Source organism: Flavobacterium sp. PLA-1-15 (assembly GCF_049060005.1).
Classification (GTDB): Bacteria; Bacteroidota; Bacteroidia; order Flavobacteriales; family Flavobacteriaceae; genus Flavobacterium.
In genome coordinates this window covers 87,331-108,117 of record NZ_JBMGQS010000010.1, presented here as the reverse complement: position 1 = coordinate 108,117, position 20,787 = coordinate 87,331, and the positions used below count along the sequence as shown (strand labels likewise).

General features: G+C 36.7%; 16 protein-coding genes. 7 read left to right on the top strand and 9 right to left on the bottom strand.

The features are described 5' to 3' along the window. Nucleotides 1-517: 517 nt before the first annotated feature. The 3 genes from tyrS (at nt 518) to ACI6PS_RS08375 (ending at nt 4,275) form a co-directional block, all read left to right on the top strand. Nucleotides 518-1,813 carry a tyrosine--tRNA ligase gene (gene tyrS, locus ACI6PS_RS08385; protein ID WP_421012108.1) on the top strand — a complete coding sequence of 432 codons (1,296 nt, stop codon included), beginning with the start codon at nt 518-520 and terminating at the stop codon, nt 1,811-1,813. A 236-nt stretch (nt 1,814-2,049) separates the two neighbouring features. Continuing rightward, nucleotides 2,050-3,219: a galactokinase gene (gene galK, locus ACI6PS_RS08380; protein ID WP_421012107.1), complete on the top strand. Its 1,170-nt coding sequence runs from the start codon at nt 2,050-2,052 to the stop codon at nt 3,217-3,219. Between the two features lie 3 nt (nt 3,220-3,222). Next, nucleotides 3,223-4,275, top strand: coding sequence for a UDP-glucose--hexose-1-phosphate uridylyltransferase (locus ACI6PS_RS08375; RefSeq protein WP_421012106.1), 1,053 nt, complete (start codon nt 3,223-3,225; stop codon nt 4,273-4,275). Here ACI6PS_RS08375 and ACI6PS_RS08370 read toward each other — a convergent pair. From ACI6PS_RS08370 to ACI6PS_RS08330, 9 genes are all read right to left on the bottom strand, one after another. Further along, nucleotides 4,262-4,702 carry a LexA family protein gene (locus ACI6PS_RS08370; RefSeq protein ID WP_421012105.1) on the bottom strand — a complete coding sequence of 147 codons (441 nt, stop codon included), beginning with the start codon at nt 4,700-4,702 and terminating at the stop codon, nt 4,262-4,264. The two genes, ACI6PS_RS08375 and ACI6PS_RS08370, sit on opposite strands and share 14 nt — an antisense overlap. Then, on the bottom strand, nt 4,693-5,961 hold the full coding sequence (locus tag ACI6PS_RS08365; RefSeq protein ID WP_421012104.1) for a Y-family DNA polymerase: 1,269 nt from the start codon (nt 5,959-5,961) through the stop codon (nt 4,693-4,695). Before ACI6PS_RS08365 ends, ACI6PS_RS08370 begins: the two co-directional genes overlap by 10 nt. Nucleotides 5,962-6,105: 144 nt before the next feature. Then, nucleotides 6,106-6,387 (bottom strand): F0F1 ATP synthase subunit epsilon, encoded by a 282-nt coding sequence (locus ACI6PS_RS08360; protein WP_421012103.1) that lies wholly within the window; start codon nt 6,385-6,387, stop codon nt 6,106-6,108. Between the two features lie 83 nt (nt 6,388-6,470). After that, nucleotides 6,471-7,982, bottom strand: coding sequence for a F0F1 ATP synthase subunit beta (gene atpD, locus ACI6PS_RS08355; RefSeq protein ID WP_421012102.1), 1,512 nt, complete (start codon nt 7,980-7,982; stop codon nt 6,471-6,473). Nucleotides 7,983-8,204: 222 nt separating this feature from the next. Then, on the bottom strand, nt 8,205-9,752 hold the full coding sequence (locus tag ACI6PS_RS08350) for a G-D-S-L family lipolytic protein (protein ID WP_421012101.1): 1,548 nt from the start codon (nt 9,750-9,752) through the stop codon (nt 8,205-8,207). A 35-nt stretch (nt 9,753-9,787) separates the two neighbouring features. Continuing rightward, entirely contained in the window at nt 9,788-12,592 is a 2,805-nt protein-coding gene (locus ACI6PS_RS08345; RefSeq protein ID WP_421012100.1) for a TonB-dependent receptor, read from the bottom strand. Nucleotides 12,593-12,881: 289 nt separating this feature from the next. Continuing rightward, the gene (gene glmS / locus ACI6PS_RS08340) at nt 12,882-14,729 is read right to left on the bottom strand and encodes a glutamine--fructose-6-phosphate transaminase (isomerizing) (protein ID WP_421012099.1); all 1,848 of its coding nucleotides are present in this window, start codon (nt 14,727-14,729) and stop codon (nt 12,882-12,884) included. A 9-nt stretch (nt 14,730-14,738) separates the two neighbouring features. Next, a complete protein-coding gene (locus tag ACI6PS_RS08335; protein ID WP_421012098.1) occupies nt 14,739-16,484 on the bottom strand; it encodes a DUF4270 domain-containing protein in 1,746 nt (581 codons plus the stop codon). A 22-nt stretch (nt 16,485-16,506) separates the two neighbouring features. Next, on the bottom strand, nt 16,507-17,313 hold the full coding sequence (locus tag ACI6PS_RS08330) for a glycogen/starch synthase (RefSeq protein WP_421012097.1): 807 nt from the start codon (nt 17,311-17,313) through the stop codon (nt 16,507-16,509). 107 nt (nt 17,314-17,420) lie between these two features. Here ACI6PS_RS08330 and panC point away from each other — a divergent pair, with 107 nt between their 5' ends. Genes panC through ACI6PS_RS08310 form a run of 4 tightly spaced genes read left to right on the top strand, consistent with a single transcriptional unit; the run spans nt 17,421 to nt 20,786 of the window. Further along, the gene (gene panC, locus ACI6PS_RS08325) at nt 17,421-18,269 is read left to right on the top strand and encodes a pantoate--beta-alanine ligase (protein WP_421012096.1); all 849 of its coding nucleotides are present in this window, start codon (nt 17,421-17,423) and stop codon (nt 18,267-18,269) included. Between the two features lie 13 nt (nt 18,270-18,282). Continuing rightward, nucleotides 18,283-18,633 (top strand): aspartate 1-decarboxylase, encoded by a 351-nt coding sequence (gene panD, locus ACI6PS_RS08320; protein ID WP_421012095.1) that lies wholly within the window; start codon nt 18,283-18,285, stop codon nt 18,631-18,633. Between the two features lie 3 nt (nt 18,634-18,636). Beyond that, nucleotides 18,637-19,599, top strand: coding sequence for a lysylphosphatidylglycerol synthase transmembrane domain-containing protein (locus ACI6PS_RS08315; RefSeq protein WP_421012094.1), 963 nt, complete (start codon nt 18,637-18,639; stop codon nt 19,597-19,599). Nucleotides 19,600-19,649: 50 nt separating this feature from the next. Continuing rightward, nucleotides 19,650-20,786: an alpha/beta hydrolase gene (locus tag ACI6PS_RS08310; RefSeq protein ID WP_421012093.1), complete on the top strand. Its 1,137-nt coding sequence runs from the start codon at nt 19,650-19,652 to the stop codon at nt 20,784-20,786. Nucleotide 20,787 lies beyond the last annotated feature (1 nt).

Sequence of the window (20,787 nt, the reverse complement as noted above, 5' to 3'; positions counted from 1 at the left end):
CTAAAACCATAGTGGCAAAGGTAATGAGATATTTTGGGAACTGGAATTTTGAAGATCGTTATTCATTAAATTTAAAACACAAAAAAATAGCCTTTAATGCTAACTAAGTTACTGTTTAAGCAAACAAAGCACGTCTTAAAGGCTAACTAACAACTGCTTTAAGGCTAATAAGCAATACCCTAAAGGCTATGCTAGTTAGCCCTAAGGGTCAACTTAGTTATCGTTTAAGACATCACAGTTAGCCTTAAAGGATAACTTGATTATCATTTATACGTATTTAATTTACCATTAAGGCTATTAATCGGTACATATTGCTACTTACTCCATCGATTGATCGCTTGTTTTTGCAAAGGATTATTGAAAATAAAAAGATTTAGAGCGAAGACAGCTACAACTTTTTCTAAAATGCCCAAGCTCCAGAAGCTTCAGGAAAGCTCCTAATTTTGCTTTATAGAAATGATGATTACAGTTGAGTTTTGGGCTCTGAATTGTTATCTTTGCGCCAAATATTTACAAAATGAAGAATCTAGTTGAAGAATTGAAGTGGCGTGGGCTGTATGCCGACAGCATGCCGGGAACGGAAGAGCAATTGCTAAAGGAAGCCACGACGGCCTATATTGGCTTTGACCCGACGGCCGACTCGCTTCATATTGGAAGCATGGTTCAGATTATTTTGCTGGTGCATTTGAAGAATTCGGGACACAAACCGATTGCCTTAGTGGGCGGTGCGACGGGAATGATTGGCGATCCTTCGGGAAAATCGGAAGACCGAAACTTGCTGAACGAAGAGACTTTGGCGAAGAATGTGGCCGGTTTGAAACGTGTGTTGTCGCGCTTTTTGGATTTTGATTCCACAGACAAAAACGCTCCCTTGATGGTGAACAACTACGATTGGATGAAGGAATTTTCGTTTATTGATTTTGCGCGTGAAGTGGGAAAACGCATCACGGTGAACTATATGATGGCGAAAGATTCTGTAAAGAAACGTTTTAGTGGCGAAGGCGAAGGGATGTCGTTTACGGAATTTACGTACCAGCTGATTCAGGGATATGACTTTTACCATTTATACAAAAACCACAACTGTTTGTTGCAGATGGGCGGTTCGGATCAGTGGGGAAATATCACTACAGGAACAGAATTAGTTCGTAGAATGGGTGGCGAAAATGCCAAGGCGTATGCTTTGACAACGCCATTGATTACAAAGGCTGACGGATCTAAATTCGGAAAATCGGAGGGTGGAAACATCTGGCTGGATGCCGATAAGACTTCGGTGTATAAATTCTACCAATTTTGGTTGAACAGTACCGATGTGGATGCGGAGAAATATATTAAAATCTTTACTTTCTTGGATAAGGAAGTGATTGACGGCTTGATTGAAGAGCATAAAGTGGCGCCTCATTTGAGAATTTTACAAAGACGATTGGCAGAGGAAATCACCACTTTTGTACACTCGAAAGAAGAATTGGAAAAAGCGATTCAGGCTTCGAACATCTTGTTTGGAAATTCGTCTTCGGAAGATTTGAAACAATTGGATGCAGAAACGTTCTTGGAGGTTTTTGATGGTGTTCCGCAAGCAGAAATTGCGAGAACAGACATCGAAAACGGAATCAACATCGTGGATGTTTTGAACGAGAAATCAGGTTTCTTGAAATCGAATGGTGAAGCTAGAAGGGCTTTATCAGAAAACTCAATTTCGGTTAATAAAGAAAAAGTGACGGAAGATTTTAGTCTTACTGCAAAGGATTTGATCAACAACCAATTTGTATTGTTACAGCGAGGAAAGAAAAATTATTTTGTTTTGAGGATTGTTTAGATAAAAACAATTTCGTTAAAATATTTGAACCATTAAGGTATTGAGGCAATTAAGCGTGGCTTTATTAAACTTAATATTTTAATGGTTTTTTATTAAGTTATGGTTTCTAAATCGGATTTATAGATTCCCTTTTTTACTTCGGAGTTATTATATTATTGTAAATTGATAAATTAAAACAATACTATTGTTTTCAAATCTTGTAATTTGCCATCCTATTTGCAAAGTCATTTTCCCTAATGAAGAAGAAATTAATCCAGGATACGAAATCTTATTTCACACAAACATTTCAAGACGATGCCCAATATATTTTTCTTTCGCCGGGAAGAATCAACATTATTGGCGAACACGTAGATTATAACGACGGTTTTGTGCTTCCGGCCGCCATCAACAAATACATTTGTTTTGCGGTTTCTAAATCTGGTAACAGCAACTGCACCATCATTGCAAAAGATCTTGACGAAAGGCACGAATTCGACCTTAATGATGCTTTGCAGCCGATTGACAAGATGTGGGCCAATTATATCCTTGGCGTTTTGCATCAGCTTAAAGAACAAACCAATAATCTCGAAGGATTCAATATCGTTTTCAGCAGTTCGATTCCCATGGGAGCTGGGCTTTCCTCTTCTGCCGCTTTGGAATGTGGTTTTGGATATGCGATGCGGAAATTGTTCCATCTGGATTTATCCAAGGAAGACATCGCCTTGATTGGCCAGAAATCCGAGCATACTTTTGTGGGTGTCAACTGTGGCATCATGGATCAATTTGCAAGCGTCTTCGGAAAGAAAAACAAAGTAATCAAATTGGACTGCACGACATTGGAATATGAATACCACAAAGCCGATTTCAAAAATTACTCATTACTTTTATTGGACAGCAAAGTAAAACATACGCACCTTACATCAGGTTATAACACGAGAAGAGAGGAAGTGGAACACGGATTTTCGATCTTGAAACAACAATTTCCATCTATAAAATCATTCCGGGATTGCACCGAAGCGATGGTTTTGGAAACACGCGAACTTTTGGGCGAGCTCCATTTCAAGAGATGCTTTTTTGTGGTAAAAGAGATTCAAAGGGTTTTGGATGCTGTCAATACTTTAGAGAACAGCAACTTCAAGAAACTAGGCGAATTGATGTATGAAACCCACGAAGGCCTTTCAAAGGAATACGAAGTAAGCTGCGAAGAATTGGACTTTTTGGTTGATGCCGCGAAAAATGAAGAATCTGTTTTAGGTTCCCGAATGATGGGTGGTGGTTTTGGTGGTTGCTCCATCAATTTAGTAGAAAAAGGAAGCGAAAAGGAAATCATCAAGACCGTTTCGGAAAAGTATAAGAAAGCTTTTGGCATTGATTTACAATCGTATAAAGTCAAAATATCAAAAGGCATATCGCTTTATAAAAAATAACCTATGGAAACATTCAACAATAACGAACATCCGCATAGACGCTACAATCCGTTGACAGACGAATGGATTTTGGTTTCGCCACATCGTTCGAAAAGGCCGTGGCAGGGACAAAATGAAGCTGTTTCCACAAACGCACTTCCAGAATACGATCCTGAATGTTATTTGTGCGCAAGAAACCAACGGTGGAATGGCATTCAGAATGACAACTATACGGATACTTATGTTTTTGAGAATGATTTTGCCGCCTTGCTTGAAGATGAAGTTCAGGACAATACGCCGCAATCGGATTTGTTCCAATTCAAACCCGAACGAGGCATCAATAAAGTCATCTGCTTTTCGCCAAAGCACAACCTTACGATTCCAGAAATGGATCTTGAAGGAATCCAGAAAATAATCGAAACTTGGAAAGCCGAATACATCGAATTAGGGAGCAAGGATTTCATCAACCATGTACAGATATTTGAAAACAAGGGAAGTATCATGGGATGCAGTAACCCGCATCCACACGGACAAATCTGGGCACAGTCCTCTATTCCTACTCAAGTAGAAAAAACGCAGAAAAGCCTCAAGAATTATTACGAAAAGCACCAAAGAAGTTTATTAAAAGAGTACGTAGAAGAAGAACTTCGGAGAAAAGAACGCATCGTTTCAGAAAACGAACACTTTGTTGTCTTGGTTCCGTTTTGGGCAATTTGGCCTTATGAAACGTTGATTGTAAGCAAAAGACATTTCGGGAATCTCACCCAAATGACGCAAAAGGAAATCTTGGCTTTCGCCGAAATAATAAAAACGATAACCGTAAAATACGACAATCTTTTTCAGACTTCTTTTCCGTATTCTTCGGGAATCCATCAAACTCCAACGGATAACGAAGAGCATCCGGAATGGCATTTTCATATGCATTTCTATCCACCTTTGCTTCGTAGCGCAAGCGTAAAAAAATTTATGGTAGGTTATGAAATGATGGGTGAAGCGCAGCGTGATATTAGTCCAGAAAAGAGTGCGGAGATTTTAAGGAATTTATCCGATATTCATTATACGACTAAAGCTTTTTAATGACATAGGTTACAATTCCCCAAATGACGAGCTGATTTTCGTCGGTTACTCTAATTGGCGAATAACTAGGATTTTCAGGCATCAGCCACAAGCAATCTACATCTACCTTTATACGCTTTACGGTAAATTCGCCATCAATAAGGCAAATGGCGATTTTCTTGTTAGCGGGTTCAATGCTTCTGTCCACCACCAGAATATCCTTGTCCTGAATTCCCGCATCAATCATCGAATTACCATCTACTTGGACATAAAAAGTCGCTATTTTATTTTCAATTAGAATTTTATTCAAGTCGATACTCGTTTCCATAAAATCCAAAGCCGGAGACGGAAATCCTGCCGAAACTCCGTGACTAACATACGGAATTTTGATTTCGCTCTCCAAATCGGGTTTGAAAAAAGTAAGTTTTTGTTTTTTCTCTATTGACATTTCACTTTCAGCATATGGTTAATCCTTGTCGTGTATCTTGGCGACAGCAGGTTCTGTTTCATATCCCACGTTATTTTTCCTTGTGTTCCTAATTTTACCTTTCTTTCTCCTGCTTTTTTATTAATGAGGTCAATGGTTTTCATTAGGGCTAAATGCTTCGGGTTTTCTTCTTCAAAAAGTTGCAACTGCTTCTCACTTTCCTTCGTCAATTGGGTCACGATTACACCTGCTTTGTTAAAACGGTGTCCTTTATTTTCCTCGTATAGTTTTTCCAGAATCTTAACCGCCACATTCGCAATGGTCAAACCCGAATTTGTCGCAAACGGAAGCGTCATTGCCTGCTGGTAATACATCTTTTGATGCTCGGTTTTGTGTTCCATCGTTCCCAACATCACGATAATCGTAGCACAACACGATTCTTGTTTCCTTAATTTTTCCCCACATACCATGGCGAAAGTGGAAACCCTCTCGCGAAGCGAATCGAAATCCGTCAATTGCTTTGGAAAACTCCTGGTGATGGCGATGCTTTTTTTGGTCTCAGGCTGTTCCATTTCTAAAACCGGAATGCCTTTCAGCTCACTTATAAGTCGTAATCCTACAACACCCATTTGGTTTTTAATGAAATCTGTATGATGGGGTTGTATAAAATCAAATGCTGTCATAATTTTCCGAGCCTCCAATTTCTTCTTCATCCGATAACCAATACCCCAAACGTCGCCAATTTTAGTCCATTTTAATGCCTTGATTCGTTTTTCATCGGTATCAATCACATAAACACCTTTTGTTTGTTGAGGATATTTTCGTGCAATCTTATTTGCCATTTTAGAAAGGGTCTTGCTTGATCCAAAACCAACACAAACAGGAATGCTTAGCCATTTCATAATCCTTTGCTTCATTTCCATTCCATATTCTTCAAAACCATCCTCCTTAACACCACTAAAGTTCAAAAAAGCTTCGTCAATGCTGTACACTTCGATATTTGGCGTAAACATTTCCAAAGTCTTCATAACCCTATCACTCAAATCACCATACAAAGCATAATTTGAAGAAAAAACTTTGATATTGTTTTCCTTGAGCATTTCACGGACTTTAAATTCTGGAGCGCCCATTTTCACTCCCAAAGCCTTTGCTTCATCACTTCTGGAAATAATGCAACCATCGTTATTGGACAAAATAACCACAGGTTTCCCTACGAATTCAGGCTGGAAAACCCGTTCGCACGAAGTATAAAAGTTATTGCAATCGACTAAAGCATACATTTTGTAAAATTACAGAATATGCTTTCTAGCGAAGAAATACAAAAGTTAATTTTAGGGCATTGTTGATAAACTCTTCTGATGGACTATATAAAAAAAGCTATCCAAAAGGATAGCTTTTTTTTATAATATTGGAATTATTATTTCTTAATCTACAAGAATAATAATCTTATTGTCATTCATTTCCAAAGTACCAGAGGTAATAGACAAGTGGTGCTTTTTATCAGCTCCAACGAAAAACTTTGCCTCTCCTTCTTTTGTAGCTGTGAAGTTAACCGCTTCAATCTTGATGTCACCTTTAGCAAGGATCGAAACAATTGCTGCGTGATGGTTCAACATTTGAAACTCACCATCAACTCCTGGAACAGTAACAGAAGTTACCTGTCCTGAAAATAATTTTGCCTCTGGCGATACAATTTCTAAAGTCATAATTTTTGAGTTATGAATTATGAATTATGAATTATAAGTTAGAGTAAAAACTCATGACTTATAACTCATAACTTATAACTATATTAAGCTTCCGCCAACATTTTTTGTCCCGCTTCGATAGCATCTTCGATAGTTCCTTTCAAGTTGAAAGCAGCTTCTGGAAGGTGATCTAATTCTCCGTCAATGATCATGTTGAATCCTTTGATGGTATCTTTAATATCAACCAAAACTCCAGGGATACCTGTAAATTGCTCCGCTACGTGGAAAGGTTGAGACAAGAAACGCTGCACACGACGTGCTCTTGAAACTGATAATTTATCTTCTTCAGAAAGTTCTTCCATACCAAGGATCGCGATAATATCTTGCAATTGCTTGTATTTTTGAAGAATTTCTTTTACTCTTTGTGCACAGTCATAATGCTCATCACCTAAGATATGCGGCGTCAAGATTCTTGAAGTAGAATCCAATGGATCCACTGCAGGATAGATACCTAGCTCAGCAATTTTACGAGACAATACTGTTGTTGCATCAAGGTGGGCAAACGTTGTTGCCGGTGCTGGATCCGTTAAGTCATCCGCAGGAACGTAAACCGCCTGTACAGATGTGATAGATCCTTTATTTGTAGAGGTGATACGCTCTTGCATCGCACCCATTTCTGTTGCTAATGTTGGTTGGTAACCTACCGCAGAAGGCATACGTCCTAGAAGTGCAGACACCTCAGAACCAGCTTGTGTAAAACGGAAAATGTTATCAACGAAGAAAAGAACGTCTTTTCCTTGGTCAGAACCAGCTCCATCACGGAAATACTCAGCGATAGAAAGACCTGACAAGGCAACACGTGCTCTTGCTCCTGGTGGCTCATTCATTTGTCCGAAAACGAAAGTTGCTTTAGAATCTCTCATTCCCATTTTATCAACTTTAGAAAGATCCCATCCTCCATTTTCCATAGAGTGCATGAATTCTTCACCGTATTTGATAATTCCTGACTCCAACATCTCACGAAGCAAGTCATTTCCTTCACGTGTTCTTTCCCCTACTCCAGCGAATACAGAAAGACCACCGTGACCTTTTGCAATATTGTTGATCAACTCCTGAATCAATACTGTTTTACCAACTCCAGCACCACCAAACAATCCAATTTTACCACCTTTTGCGTAAGGCTCAATCAAATCGATTACTTTGATACCTGTAAATAAAACTTCAGTAGAAGTAGATAAATCTTCGAATTTTGGTGCCTGACGGTGAATAGAAATTCCATTGTTACCATCTTTAGGCAATTCCCCTAAACCATCAATTGCATCTCCAATAACATTAAACAAACGTCCGTAAACATCTGCTCCGATTGGCATCTTGATTGGATTTCCAGTTGCAACAACTTCGTATCCTCTGCTTAAACCGTCAGTAGAATCCATAGAAATTGTACGAACTGTGTTCTCTCCGATGTGAGATTGTACTTCAAGCACCAATAATGTACCATCTTTTTTAGTGATTTCTAATGAATCATAAATTTTTGGAAGTTCAACATCTTGACCGTTGAAAACAACGTCCACTACTGGACCAATGATTTGAGCAACTTTTCCTATTACTTTTGACATTACTTATGTATTTATTAAATAGCTATTTAGGTTTGTGAAAAACACCTCTTTTTTCAGAGTGCAAAGATAATTTTTTAAAATATAAAATCAATATTATTAAGCTATTTTTTTACTTAGAAATTATGATTTTATTAATGTCCTGCTCAAACACAAAGAATTATTCATTTTAAAAACTAAAAAAGCCATCAACATAGATGGCTTTTAGAAATTTGAAAAACTTTTTTATTGTAAACCTGCAGGATAACTTATAGGGAAATCCCCTGGCTTGTATGATCTCAATGTTGACCCATAAGTCGCATTGATTGATTTAATGAATTCATTTGCAATATAAGCATTTGCTCTAGCCGTCAAGTGAATACCATCCAAACCAAAAGCACCTCCTTGAACGAAAGCACCTGTCATGTGAAAATTATCAAAACGGATACCTCCGTTTGCTACTTGCTTCAATATTGCATTAGCATCAACAAAAGCCAAACCTGCTTGATCAGCTGCGGCTTTTATTATTAAATTGAAAGCATTTGTAGCCAATCTAATTTCTTCTTGTTCTGACGGAAGCAACACCCATTTATCTTGCAAAGGATATGTAATACCATTTATAGATAATTGCCCTGCTGTTGCCGCAGGCACACCTTGCCCAACCAATGCCGCATAATACTGCGTATTAACTGTTCCTATTACACTTGATGCTGGCAAAACAAATAAATCTTTTGGAGTAGCCTGTCTTGATTGTCCAAACTGAGTTGCCAACAAACCTGCCGTTGGTGCCGGCAAGCCTAAGGCCATTAATTTAGGAATAAGCAAAGAAGTCAAACTAGACAATGATTCATCATGAATAACCGAGGCGCTATTTACTGTTGTGGAAAAAACGATTGAACGCTCGGAAGCTTTAGTAGCCGGACTGTCTGCCTCTATACTTGCATAAGCAGCATTCAATGCCGCAAAAGTTGCATTAAGAGTCGGAATTTGCGGTCCAAATGCAGGATTTGCCGGGTTCAATGGATTAAAAGGAACCACTTTAAAATGAGGAACAGCACTCACATCAGGGATATTGGCAACTACACCTTTTGCCCCATTGGAAGTTAATGTTGTTACCAAAGTATTGTATGCTGTTGTAAACATTCCTTCATTAGTGATCGGGTTTGTACCATCCCCACCTGTAGTAGCATATCCTAAAACATCATTATTACCAATCCATAAAGAGAAAAAAGTTGGGTTTTGTGCCATTGCATCGGCAATCACTGATGTCTGGGCACTCGATCTAAATCTTACAAAATAAGGGTTCGCTGTTCCTGTCATTAAACCCGCTACATCACCATAATTAGGTGCTAATAAATGAAAACTTTTTGCCCCTGGAACACCTAAGTTGTTGAACGGACCTGCCAAAGGAATCCCAATTTCAGTAGTTGGAACTGCACCAGGAAGTGGAATTGGCGCCGTACCGTTAAATATTAATCTAGGTCCAGAGATAACATTCCCCCCTAAAAGCAATCCGCCAAAATTATCATTTGTATAAGGAATTTTAAATTCGCCTCCGCCAACAGTAGCAAATTGATCTGCTAATAATTTTGGATATGCATTTTGCTGACCTGCAATGAATAATGCATTATCACTAAATCCTGCAGTAAGTGAATTTCCTAAGGCAACATATTTTGAAAAATCTGCAGAACCTGCCGTTAAAGGCAACTCCTCAACAGATGCACCATTATCGTCAGAGCTACATGCTGTAAAGGTCAAGGAAACCAAAAGCAGCCATTTTATATTTTTTATCATGATCTTTGTTTTTTTATATTATTGACTAAGATTAATTACGGATTGATTGTTAAAGATGCAAATACCTGTTGACCAATCAAACCAGCTCCAACAACTTGCATGTAATCTTTTCCAAATAAGTTTGCCGCTCCAACTTTCAAAACAGATTTAATTGCCGGAATTGCATAATTGATTTGTGCATCAAGAACAGTGTTTTCTGGAACCATACCGTCAGCAAAAGAAGCTTGCCATAAATATTCGCTATTCCATCTTACATTTACATTGAAACCAAAGTTTTTAAAGAGTTTTGTATTTCCTAAAGAAGCTTTAACTCTGTGCTTTGGAGTATTAAAACCAGCTATGAAAGCAGGATCTTTTTCTTGATCAAATTCAAATTGAGAGTGGCTATAGTTTGCTCCAAGTTCAAAATCCTTATATACTTTTTTAGACAAACCCAAACCAAATCCCATTGAACTTACCGTTTCAGATGTATTGGTATAAACTTGAAATACTCGTCTATCACCATTTGCAATAGCTTGAAGACCTATCAAATCGCTACTTCCAGAAGTAACATAATCTGACCCAACAGTCCCATAATATGGAGTAATTACTCTAGAAGTACTCATAAAGTCATTGTAAATATTGTAGTAAACATTCGCATCGACTGAAAGTCCATTTTCTAAAACCGTTTTGTACCCAACTTCAAAAGCCTTTACCTGTTCTGGCTTCACAAGATTAACACTTGTTATTTCCAAGTCGGCTACATTTCCTGTTTGCGCAAATCTTGTTACAGATGGCACAGAGTAAACCGGAGTGTTATAAGCATCCCTACCCGTCAATTCTTTAGTAGCCGCAAAACCTAAAGCTTGACCTGCTGCACTCACATTCATAACCTCTACATACCTATCAAGATTTGCTTCAGCAGAACCAATTAAAGCAAATGGACCTAGATCTAAACCAATATATTGATCTTGCGTAGTTGGATTTCTAAAACCAGTTTGGAATGAAGCTCTGAAATTATGATTCTTTTGTGCTCCTGCAGAATATACAAATGAAATTCTTGGCGATACTTGTCCTTCAAAATTTTGAGATTTATCATAACGTAGTGATCCAGTAAATTTTAATCTATCATCCATGAATTTCTTCTGAACTTGAGCGTATACGCCATATTCATTGTAAGTTATAGGCCCATCAAAGTCAGTGAAAATTGTTCCATTTGAATTTAATTCATACTGTCTTACTGAGCCACCTGCCTGAAATTCAGCAAATCCAATCAAATCTTTAAAATTGTAATTAGCATCTGCATGATAAATTTTTGATTGATCTTGAAACTTCGCTCCGTTTCTTAAATCAGGATTACTGATTACACTTGACAATGCATCTTTAAATGCAGCTGTTCCTGGTTGATATTGAGCATCTCCAGAAAATGCAGGTTGCATTGCAGCAGGCAATCCCGGAATTGGGATATTGTTATTTGCAAAATTTCTTGCATTTATTGCCGCTTGATTTGCATCGGCTCCTAAAAACAATTGCGACAATTGAAATGCTGTTCCATAATCTGTGAACCAACCTATATCAGATTTGGCAGCTCTATTGACATTCCATCCTGCAAAACGCATATCATAAGAATTTCCAGCATCTTCTGTTGTCATATAACCTCTAACAAAAAAGTTCTTTCCCTTTACTTCTACTTTTGTTTGATCCATGTAGAAATCTTTCAGAGAATAGCGGTTTGCTCCTTGGTAGATTGTATTTCCGAAACCTAGTTTATGTTGCAAAATGATTTCAAAATCATTTGCCCAAGGCTTGATATGTACTGAGAAATCTGCTTTTACACTTTCTATTTTATTATCGCTCAAATCACGTTCTGCATAACCTGTTCTACTAACCTGCCCGATGTTAGGAATAAATGTAGTTACTTCGTCTCCATAAGTATTCAATCCATCATAGTTTTGATTATCGGCATGGCTTGTTCCTCCTGTCATACTTCTTCTATCATCAGCAATCCACTCAGTACCATTCATGTAATTAAAATTTGTCTTTACAGCAAAGTGTGGCGTAAAAGCATGTGCCGCTCTAACTCCTAAATCTCTGTAAACATTATCTCCAGCAGCTTCTTGAGAAGTTATACCTTGCTTGTAATAAGCACTAAGACCCTGACTCGTAAAAGGGCTTCTACTATTCATAAACAAAATACCGTTGAATGCATTTGCACCATATAGTGCAGAAGACGCTCCTGGCAAAAGCTCCACACTTGCTACATCAAGCTCCGATAATCCAATTAAATTACCAAGCACAAAGTTCAATGCTGGTGAAGAGTTGTCCATACCATCAACCAACTGCATGAAACGTGTATTTGCTACAGTAGCAAATCCTCTAGTGTTTATAGATTTGAAAGACAAACTACTGGTATTGAAATGAACTTCCTTTAAATTTTCTAAACCATCGTAAAAAGATGGTGACGAGGTATTTCTAATTTCTTGAAGTCCCATTCTTTCAATCGTTACTGGTGACTCAAGAACTCTTTCTGGGGTTCTTGAAGCAGAAACCACAATTTCATTCAGTTTGTTTTCCTCTTCCAAGAGCTTAACATTTACTTTTTGATTATTACTGGTAACATTAATTCTTTGAGTAAGAAATCCTACACTTGAAATATCTAAAGAATAAGGTGGCTGTTTTGATGTTTTTAGGATAAATTTTCCGTCAGAATCAGAGATTGTTCCAAGGTTTTCTCCTACTATGGCAATATTTACACCAGGAATAGGCATTCCATTGTTATCTGTAATTGATCCCGAAATTGAATTTTGCGCAAAAGAAATGCCACAAAAAAACAATGACAAAATAAAAAAGTACATTTTCATTAGTTTTGATTTTGTTGGTTAGTATAGCCAAAGTACAAAACTTTTTGATATTAATAAAAATACAGAAACTTTTTTTGATAATTATTAAAAAAACAAAAGGTTGATTATATAATCATCATAAACGAGTTTTTATGCTTTTGTTAACGTTTTTCATTTAAGCTTGATAAATATATTATGCAAGCATATAAATTAAGAAAAAAAATATGTTTTCAATAAAAAGTTATTTGTGGAATAAAAATAAAAAAAGGCGAGAAATTCTCGCCTTTTTGATTTACTTAACGTTAAAATATTATTCCACCGTTACCGATTTTGCTAAATTTCTAGGTTGATCAACATTACATTCTCTCATAACTGCAATATGGTAAGACAATAATTGCAATGGTATGGTTGTCAATAATGGAGATAAAGCATCAACAGTATCCGGAATTTCAATTACATAATCGGCTAATTCGCGAACTTGCGTATCACCTTTAGTTACTACTGCAATGATTTTTCCGCTTCTTGATTTGATTTCTTGAATATTACTCACAACTTTGTCATAATGACCTTGCTTAGGAGCAATTACAATAACCGGCATGTGTTCGTCAATCAAAGCAATTGGACCGTGTTTCATCTCTGCTGCCGGATATCCTTCTGCGTGGATATAAGAAATCTCTTTTAACTTCAAAGCACCTTCTAAAGCTACCGGGAAGTTATAACCTCTTCCTAAATACAGGCAGTTTGAAGCATCTTTAAACTTGGCCGCTATTTCTTTAGCAACATCATTTGTAGCCAATGCTTCCTGTACTTTTTCTGGAATTATTTCTAATTCTTGTAAATATCTATGGAAATCTGAATTTGAAAGTGTTCCTTTTGCCTTAGCAATTCTCAAGGCAATCATCGTTAATACGGTAATTTGTGTTGTGAATGCTTTTGTAGAAGCTACTCCAATTTCTGGTCCAGCATGAGTATAAGCTCCAGCATGAGTTTCTCTAGAAATAGAAGAACCTACAACATTACAAACTCCAAAAACAAATGCGCCATTTTCTTTAGCCAACTTAATTGCCGCCAAAGTATCCGCCGTTTCTCCAGATTGAGAAATTGCTATTACTACGTCTTTTGGTCCGATGATTGGATTTCTGTATCTAAACTCTGAAGCATATTCTACCTCTACAGGAATTCTTGTAAATTCTTCAATGACATATTCTGCCACTAAACCAGCATGCCATGAAGTTCCACAAGCAACGATCAGAATTCTATCAGCATTTAGGAATCGCTCAAGATTATCCTCAATTCCTGCCATTTGGATAATTCCTTTATTAGCAAGTAATCTTCCTCTGTAAGTATCTTTGATTACACTTGGTTGCTCATAAATTTCTTTAAGCATAAAGTGGTCATAACCGCCTTTTTCAATCTGCTCAAGATTCATTTGTAATTCCTGAACGTAAGGATCTACTAATGAATCATCTTTGATTTTTCTTATTTTCAAGCCTTTGCCCAAACGAACAATTGCCATTTCTTCATCTTCTAGATAAATCGCATTGGATGTATATTCGATGAATGGTGAAGCATCCGAAGCTATGAAAAACTCATTTTCGCCCACACCAATTGCCAAAGGACTTCCCAAACGGGCCACAACTATTTCATTTGGTTTTTTCTTATCAAAAACACAAATTGCATAGGCTCCCACAACTTGATTTAGCGCTACTTGTACCGCTTTACCAAGCTTTAAATTATCTTTTTTCTGAACTTCTTCAATAAGATTTACTAAAACTTCAGTATCTGTATCAGAATTGAATACATATCCTCTTTTGATTAATTCTGTTTTTAATGGTTGATAATTCTCAATGATACCATTGTGAATTATTGCCAACTCTCCAGAATTTGACAAATGGGGATGTGAGTTTACATCATTTGGGACACCGTGTGTAGCCCATCTTGTATGCCCCATTCCAATATTAGCATCGGTCGTGATTTCCTTCGATGATTTTTCTTCTAGATCTGAAACCTTTCCTTTGGTTTTAGACAGTTTTAGATTTTCTCCATCAAAAAGCATCACTCCCGCGCTATCATAACCTCGGTATTCCAATCGTTTAAGACCTTTAATCACAATAGGGTAAGCTTCTCTATGTCCTATATAACCTACAATTCCACACATATTCTTTAATTAATTAGGTTTTGTATAATAAATTTCAAGTTTAACTCTTTTTTCAAGCGGAACGTTATCTCCAGTTCCGAAAAGAACAGTTCCTAAAGGATTCATTACAGATCCCTGCGGAACTTTATTTATAGAAGCACCAGGCCTTACAGACGGTGTTCTAAGCCACGCATTCTGAATATTTTCTATGTATTCTGTAACAACTAATCCCAATCTAACATTGGTTGAATCTTTTTCTTGAACCAAATTTCTTATATGGTTTGTGATTCTCACCCTATATTTTATTCCTCTTCCTCCGGCAACTTCCTCTCTTTTAATGAGTCCGTCATGAACATATTTATTGAATTTTGGCAAACCGGAAATTGAGCTACCATCATTGAAGTCTATCAATGGTCGATTATTATCTAAGTCAAACAAATAAACTCTTTGAGGTTCTCTAGGCTGTTGAATAGCCGGAAGATCTTTGCCCATCTTATCTTCATCTATGTAAAATGTTAGATTTGCCTCATTAATCAACCATCCGCTGTTTCTAATGATATCAAGCTCATCTGGAACTTGGTTTGGTTGTCCGGTCATACCATCATTACCATAATTATCTACCGATCCAAATAAATCTATTACCGCCATTGATCCTTCTCCTCCTTTTACATACAAGTTATTGTCTCCAATGGTCGTATTAGGATTCTGCATTGCAGCACTGTATAGCGGATCTGCATCGTTTTTATATAAGTTGACACAGTTACCACCCATTTTTAGAACAAAAGTCTTGGCAGACATTATTTTCTCACCTGGATAAAGCGGATCATTGTCTGGAAATTTTGTCGGAATTTTAGGCCCATTCGGATTGTTAGGATCTTCTTTTAACTCTGAATATTCTCTGTAATGAAGGGTTATATCTCCATCAGAGAATCTTAATTGCATCATTTTTCCTGGGTTATCCTCAAATTGGGCAACCTGAAAATACAATCCTTTCATATATTCTTTAAAAACACTATTGTTTATTAACTTTCCTTGGGGAGCATTAATAATCTTATCTTTAAAGAATTGCGTATTTAGATGAAGCCTAACTCTAGGCGTCAAGCGGGCTTCAATATTAGAAATATCTTTATCAACCTGATTAATCCTTAATCCCTTATCTCTTTTATAAGTAATAATTTCCTTGTCAATTGGTTCAAATTTATCATTTTCAATTACATTTTGACTATCATTCAAATGATTACCTATTTTGAAAGTCTCAAATCTATTGTCATCAGAATAATATTTTTGAGAATCTTGAAAATTAGGTGGCGCCAAATCATTTAACAACACGCCAGATTCAAAAACCTTCAAACTTATCGCTCCACTACCGTAGATAGAATCCAATTCATATATTCCCTCACCATTGGCTCCAGTGCTTTTCTTAGTGCTGAAATAAGGAATTGAAAGCACGACGCTATCCAATTCAATAAATTTCTCCTGATCAAAAGTTGGATTTGCAGTTGCCATCTGTAACTCCGTTACAAAATTGGCTTTCGTTTTTCCAAAAACTGGATTATCATAAATCCCTAACGAATTTATGAGCATATTATTAGTTTGCACAGCCCCCGTAGGCATATTGAACGCTACTACGGTTGACAAATTGTCTGGAACAAGATCAAAATGATCGTCTCCAATTACATCCGAACCAATTTGGTTAAAATCTTTATCACAAGAGGCAAATAAAAATAATGTTGATATAACGAGTAATATCGACCTAAAAATGGAACTCTTATTCATGCTTAATTTTAAAAATAATTATTTATAGAACCTTGGTTTTGTAGAAGTTAGTATACACCTCTGCAAATTTTTCTTTCGGCGTGAAAGGTAAAAAAGGTTTTCCCGATGATTCTATAAATTTTGTTAAACTTGGAGAGACCCCTTCAGAAGCTATAATCACTGCATCTGAGTGCATTACCGAAGTTCTTAGGATGTTTTCGTAGTTTGGAATTTCTAAATCTGCAATTGCATCTGCTGGAACACCATCAAACTTCACTTTATTAATCATTTCTGTATTTAAAGTTCCGTCGAAAGACTGGCTGTAAACCGATGTGACAATTTTTGTATCTGCAAATAAGGCTTCATCCTTATAATAATGCTTCATATAAATTGGAAGCATTCCTGCCAACCAACCGTGAACATGAATAATATCTGGAACCCAATTCAATTTTTTCACTGTTTCAACAACTCCTTTTGCAAAGAAAATCGCTCTTTCATCATTGTCAGGGTATAAAACCCCTTCTTCATCTGTAAAAGTTGCTTTCCTTTTAAAATATTCATCGTTATCAATAAAATAAACCTGAATTCTTTCTTTTGGGATCGAGGCTACTTTGATGATCAACGGCATATCCAAATCATTTACAACCAAATTCATACCCGAAAGACGAATTACTTCGTGCAACTGATGCCTTCTTTCGTTGATATTGCCATACCGTGGCATAAAAATTCTAATTTGTCCTCCTTGGTCGTTGATCATTTTCGGAACATCATAAGACGTTGACGAAACCTCGTTTTCTGCCAAGTAAGGCACCACTTCAGATGATACGAATAATATCCTCTTTTCCTCCATATTGTGTTGTACTTTGTATATTGCCAATAAATAACGTGCAAAATTACAAAATTTTATGCAGTTATTAACTAATATATTAAGTTTGCACTTTATTTAATGTTAAGCTCATGCTGATTTTCACAACACAAACTGATTTGAAAGCCCATTTAGAATCGGTTTTGTCTTCAAAAAAAACAATTGGTTTCGTGCCAACAATGGGAGCCTTGCATAAAGGACACCTCTCGTTGATGGCGGAATCACTGAAAGAAAACGACTTGACGGTTGTGAGTATTTTTGTAAATCCGACACAGTTTAACAATAAAGAAGATTTGGAAAAATATCCTCGGACATTAGAAAGCGATGTGGAGAAAATGAAAACCTTAAATGAATCAATCATCGTTTTTGCGCCAACCGTAGATGATATTTACGAAGGCAAAACCATCTCTCAATCATTTGATTTTGACGGATTGGAAAACCAGATGGAAGGCAAGCACAGACCCGGACATTTTGATGGTGTTGGAACCATCGTAAAGCGTCTTTTTGAAATCGTCAAGCCAACTAATGCTTACTTCGGCGAAAAAGATTTCCAGCAATTGCAAATTGTAAAGAAGATGGTCGAAAAGGCTAAACTTCCCGTAAATGTTATTGGAAGACCCATTTTCAGGGAAGAAAACGGACTGGCGATGAGCTCCAGAAACGAGCGATTAACTTCAGAAGAAAAACAAAAAGCATCCTTCATACATAAAACACTACTGGAAGCAAAGCAACAATTTGGTACAAAAAATGCAAAAGAAGTTGTCGAATGGGTTGAAAAAACATTCAGCCAACAGTCTGATTTTCAGTTGGAATATTTCGAAATTGCAGATGAATCTACATTATTGCCAATAGAAACAAAAGAAGAAGGCAAAAAATACAGAGCTTTCATCGCTGTTTTTGTTAACGAAATCAGATTGATAGATACCATTTCATTAAATTAATTACCTTTGCCCCATGCAAATTGAAGTAGTAAAATCCAAGATTCACCGTGTTACGGTAACTGGAGCAGATTTAAATTATATAGGAAGCATCACTATAGACGAGGCTTTGATGGAAGCTTCAAACATTATTGAAGGTGAAAAAGTTTCAATCGTCAACATTAACAACGGCGAACGTCTTGAAACCTATGCTATTAAAGGAAACAGAAACAGTGGCGACATTACTTTAAACGGTCCAGCTGCAAGAAAAGTACAAAAAGGAGACATCATCATCATCATTTCATACGGAATTCTTGAATTTGAAGAAGCAAAATCGTTCAAGCCGACTTTGGTTTTCCCTAATGAAAAAGACAATTCTTTAACCTAGACCTTGAAACAGAAAATAAGCAATCTGCTGTCTATTATTATCCCCCTTTTATTAGGGATTGGATTGATGGTTTATTCTTATAATTCTTTTACAGACGAGCAATTAGCCAAAATGAAGGGCTATTTCTTAAGTGCCGATTACAACTATGTACTACTTTCGTTGGTCATCGCATTTTTAGGCTATGTTTTAAGGGCTTATAGATGGAAATATTCGCTTACTCAGATTGGTTATGTTCCCAATTTCAAACTTAACTTTCTAGCTGTAAGCATCGGTTACTTTGTCAACCTGACGATTCCCCGTTCTGGAGAAGTTTCAAGGGCTCTGATACTTAAAAAATACCAAGATATTCCATTTGACAAGGCTTTTGGAACAATCATAGGAGAAAGAATTGTAGATTTTATCATTCTATTATTCTTTATTTTCCTTTCCCTTGTTGTAGAATTCGACACTCTAAAAAATTTCCTTTTAAGCTATATATCCATTGAAAAACTAATACTTTTAATTGCTGTAGGTCTAATAGGATTTTTACTTTCGATCTACCTGTATTTTTATTCCAAATGGAAATTCATCTTAAACCTAAAATCAAAAGTAGAGGGTCTAAAAGAAGGCGCTCTAAGTATTTGGAAAATGCCTCACAAATGGGAATTTCTAGTCTACACTTTTTTGATTTGGCTTTCGTATGTATTGATGTTTTATGCAACCACATTTGCGCTACAAGAAACAAGCTCTATTGGCTTCGGAACAACTTTAGTGGCATTTGTTATAGGAAGTTTGACCGTCTCTTTCACTAATGGTGGTTTTGGCTTTTTCCCTTACTTAATTGGACAGATTTTAGTTCTTTACTATATTCCTCGTGAAGCAGGTGAGGCATTCGGATGGATTGCTTGGATATCGCAATTTATCATCACTGTTACTCTCGGCCTTTTTTCCTTTTTAGCATTGCCGTTTGTACGGAAAAACAAATAATTTACTATCTTGCTCATCTGATTTAAAACAAAATTAAACTTCAGTTGAGTATGAAAAATCTTTATCTGTTTCTCGCCCTAATCTTTTGTTTTCCTGCATTTTCTCAAAAAAGCATTGACACTATTCATTCTGCAAAAATGAATGAAGACCGTGTATTTTCATTTTCTCTTCCTGCTTCCTATAATAAGAATAAGGATAAAAAATATCCGCTTCTTGTTTTGTTGGATGGTGATTATCTTTTTGATCCATTCAGTGGAACTTTATCTTACGGGAATTATTGGGACGACTTACCGGAAGTGATCATCGTTGGAATACACCAAGGAAAGGAAAGGGAATATGATACAGATGTTGAAGTAGAATCTGGTCTTCCGATAGAAAAAGGAGCCAAGTTTTTTGAGTTTATCGGTTCTGAGCTTATTCCTGCATTGGAAAAAAAATACCGTGTAGCCCCTTTCAAAATTATTGCAGGACATGATGTAACTGCGAGTTATTTGAATTTATTTTTATACAAAGACAACCCTATTTTTGATGCCTACATTTCGTTAAGTCCAGAATTGGGAGTAGATATGGAAACGAGAATCCCTGCACGTTTGGGATTGACCAAAAAACCTCTTTTCTATTATCAATCGGTTGCCGATGGCGACTTGAAGAAAATGCAGAAGCGTATAAAAGATTTGGATGCCAATATCAAAACAGTTAAGAATCCGAATCTATATTACCTTCTGGATGAATTTAAAAATGCTTCTCATTATTCGTTAGTGGTGCATTCAATTCCAAATGCTTTGTATCATTTATTTGGTGCCTACCAACCGATTTCAAATACAGAGTTCCAAGAGAAAATCGTCACGCTTCCTAGCGACTACGTGGGTTATCTGACCAAAAAATATGATTTGATTGAAAAATCTTTTGGTATAAAAATGCCAATACGAGTTTCCGACTTTCAAGCTATTGAAGCCGCGATTTTAAAAAATAATGCTTTCGCAGAATTTCAGCAGTTGTCTGCACTTTCGAAAAAAAGCTACCCGAAGGCTATGTTGAGCAACTACCACTTGGGGATGTTTTATGAAAAAACAGGCGATACTAAAAAAGCGTCCAAAGCCTACATGAATGCCTATATGCAAGATGAAATTGGCGATCTGACCAAAGATTTTATGCTTGAAAAGGCAGATGAAATGAAGACGAAATAAT

Bases quoted from the DNA above. Each gene is read 5' to 3' on its own strand.
- tyrS (WP_421012108.1), top strand. From the start codon at position 518: ATGAAGAATCTAGTTGAAGAATTGAAGTGGCGTGGGCTGTATGCCGAC.
- galK (WP_421012107.1), top strand. From the start codon at position 2,050: ATGAAGAAGAAATTAATCCAGGATACGAAATCTTATTTCACACAAACA.
- ACI6PS_RS08375 (WP_421012106.1), top strand. From the start codon at position 3,223: ATGGAAACATTCAACAATAACGAACATCCGCATAGACGCTACAATCCG.
- ACI6PS_RS08370 (WP_421012105.1), bottom strand. From the start codon at position 4,702: ATGTCAATAGAGAAAAAACAAAAACTTACTTTTTTCAAACCCGATTTG.
- ACI6PS_RS08365 (WP_421012104.1), bottom strand. From the start codon at position 5,961: ATGTATGCTTTAGTCGATTGCAATAACTTTTATACTTCGTGCGAACGG.
- ACI6PS_RS08360 (WP_421012103.1), bottom strand. From the start codon at position 6,387: ATGACTTTAGAAATTGTATCGCCAGAGGCAAAATTATTTTCAGGACAG.
- atpD (WP_421012102.1), bottom strand. From the start codon at position 7,982: ATGTCAAAAGTAATAGGAAAAGTTGCTCAAATCATTGGTCCAGTAGTG.
- ACI6PS_RS08350 (WP_421012101.1), bottom strand. From the start codon at position 9,752: ATGATAAAAAATATAAAATGGCTGCTTTTGGTTTCCTTGACCTTTACA.
- ACI6PS_RS08345 (WP_421012100.1), bottom strand. From the start codon at position 12,592: ATGAAAATGTACTTTTTTATTTTGTCATTGTTTTTTTGTGGCATTTCT.
- glmS (WP_421012099.1), bottom strand. From the start codon at position 14,729: ATGTGTGGAATTGTAGGTTATATAGGACATAGAGAAGCTTACCCTATT.
- ACI6PS_RS08335 (WP_421012098.1), bottom strand. From the start codon at position 16,484: ATGAATAAGAGTTCCATTTTTAGGTCGATATTACTCGTTATATCAACA.
- ACI6PS_RS08330 (WP_421012097.1), bottom strand. From the start codon at position 17,313: ATGGAGGAAAAGAGGATATTATTCGTATCATCTGAAGTGGTGCCTTAC.
- panC (WP_421012096.1), top strand. From the start codon at position 17,421: ATGCTGATTTTCACAACACAAACTGATTTGAAAGCCCATTTAGAATCG.
- panD (WP_421012095.1), top strand. From the start codon at position 18,283: ATGCAAATTGAAGTAGTAAAATCCAAGATTCACCGTGTTACGGTAACT.
- ACI6PS_RS08310 (WP_421012093.1), top strand. From the start codon at position 19,650: ATGAAAAATCTTTATCTGTTTCTCGCCCTAATCTTTTGTTTTCCTGCA.